Raw genomic sequence first — 2,081 nt, forward strand, 5'->3', positions numbered from 1 at the left:
GTGTAGACTATAAGGGCTCCTGTTTCCAAGTGTTCCTTACCATAATCTTCGATAACTTCTGTTCCAGAATATGGCTTGTTACAAATAACCTTCCTTCCAACTCTTTTAGAGTACTCTTCTAAAAAATCTTCTGGAAAGCCATTTGGGAAGGTTGGGAAAGGTTTTTCTGAAATGATGCCTGCCATCTCCCAATGACCTGTAGTTGTGTCCTTACCATTTGATGCTTCGGCAAGTCTTGCAAAAGATCCCAGAGGATTTTCTACATCTTCCTTACAATCAACACCTTCGATATTGAATAATCCAAGTTTTTCTAAATTATCCGCCTTAAATTTATCACTTTTAACAATAGCAGCAAGGGTATTACTACCCTCATCGCCATATTTGTGAGCATCTGGCATTTCTCCAATGCCCACAGAATCTAAAACTATTAAAAATACTCTCTTTTTGCTTTTCATAATGCTTCCTAATAATCTGACTTATTCTCTTCACCCTTGAGCATCTTTATAGCAGAACTTGTTCCTATCCTGTCGCAACCTGCTTCTATAAAGGCTATCAAGTCTTCTTTTGTTCTAACTCCACCAGCTGCTTTTATTTTAACATTTTCTCCAATGTGGTCTTTAAATAGAAGTACATCTTCCATCCTAGCTCCATCTGTTCCAAAACCTGTAGATGTTTTGATGTAATCAGCACCTGCCTTGGTAACAGCTTCACACATAGCTATTTTTTCTTCTTCTGTAAGATAGCAAGTTTCGATAATTACCTTAAGGATTTTATCTCCTACAACTTTTTTAATAGCTCTTATCTCATCTTCTACTTTTTTATAATCTCCATTTTTAACATCTGAGATATTTACAACCATATCTATCTCGCTTGCTCCATAGTTAAGAGCTTGTTCAGCTTCTACTATTTTTGATTCTGTTAGATTATATCCTAGAGGGAAGCCAATTACTGTACATATTGTGAGTTTTTCACCATATTTTTCCTTAACTCTTTTTATATATGTTTGTGGGATACAAACTGAAGCTGTTTGATATTTCACTGCTTCATCACAAAGCTTCTCTATATCTTCCCATTTAGCAAAGGCTTTCAATAAAGTGTGATCAATGTGACTGTATATTTCTTTGTTTTCCATCTTATCTTTCTCCTTATGTGTTAAAGGTTTTCCTCTCGTCTAGACTTGTTTTTCCTTTTGTTAATTATATATTACAACACTTTTGTTACTTTGTCAACATTAAATGTTATAATTTTACCATAATTTTCTTTAGATATCTTCTTCCTCTTAATTTATTTGATATTTATGGTACAATTAATCTAAAGGTGGTTGGAGTATATGGCTAAAAAAGACGAAAGATTAAATAAAATAATAAGCATAGTCAAGAACAAAAATGGTTCTTCTATCAAGGAATTGGCAAACGACTTGTCAGTATCTGAGATGACTATAAGAAGGGATATAAAGATTCTTGAAGATAATAACATTATAGAGGTCTATCATGGGGCGGTTGTTTACAATCCTTCCTTAAACAACCCTACCATATCACAGACCGAGTCAGACTATAATCTAGATCAAAATTTGAAATTAAACAATAGGCAAAAAGACTTAATCGGCATCAAAGCAGCTACTCTTATCGATGAGGGAGATATTATAATAATCGATAATGGAACTACTACCGATAAACTATCCAAGTATATTTCTAATGATATATCCTCAACATGTCTTGTTTTTTCATCAAATAACTTTCTGAACTTGATGTATAAGGATAATATCGACCTAATCCTTGCTGGAGGATATTTTCACCGAAATACTGGAATGTTCGAATCACAAGCTAGCCTAAATGTTATAGAAAATACAAGGGCCAACAAGGTCTTCTTATCAGCTGCTGGTGTACACAAGAATCTAGGTATAACTTGTGCTAATTCCTACGAATTATCTACTAAAAAGATGATTATCAAGAATTCTCTCGAGGTGATTTTGCTCGTAGATTCAAGCAAATTCGATGCAGTATAGGCCGTTCATTTTTGTGAAATTGATGATGTTGATATTGTTGTAACAGATAAAAATATAAAAAAAGAATGGATTAGTT

Annotated in this window: 2 protein-coding genes and 1 pseudogene; 1 reads left to right on the plus strand and 2 read right to left on the minus strand. The window is 33.5% G+C overall.

Annotation, left to right across the window (positions count from 1 at the left end):
* Both MRZ08_RS01445 and deoC read right to left on the minus strand, forming a co-directional pair.
* Positions 1–455 (minus strand): annotated as a pseudogene (locus MRZ08_RS01445) (phosphopentomutase); the annotation flags it as partial.
* A gap of 8 nt (positions 456–463) precedes the next feature.
* Entirely contained in the window at positions 464–1,132 is a 669-nt protein-coding gene (gene deoC, locus MRZ08_RS01450) for a deoxyribose-phosphate aldolase (protein WP_297378472.1), read from the minus strand.
* A 198-nt stretch (positions 1,133–1,330) separates the two neighbouring features.
* Here deoC and MRZ08_RS01455 point away from each other — a divergent pair, with 198 nt between their 5' ends.
* Positions 1,331–2,005, plus strand: a complete 675-nt coding sequence (locus MRZ08_RS01455; RefSeq protein WP_297378475.1) for a DeoR/GlpR family DNA-binding transcription regulator — start codon at positions 1,331–1,333, stop codon at positions 2,003–2,005.
* Positions 2,006–2,081: the final 76 nt, after the last annotated feature.

The sequence above is a fragment of the Anaerococcus sp. genome, from assembly GCF_022770135.1.
GTDB lineage: Bacteria > Bacillota > Clostridia > Tissierellales > Peptoniphilaceae > Anaerococcus.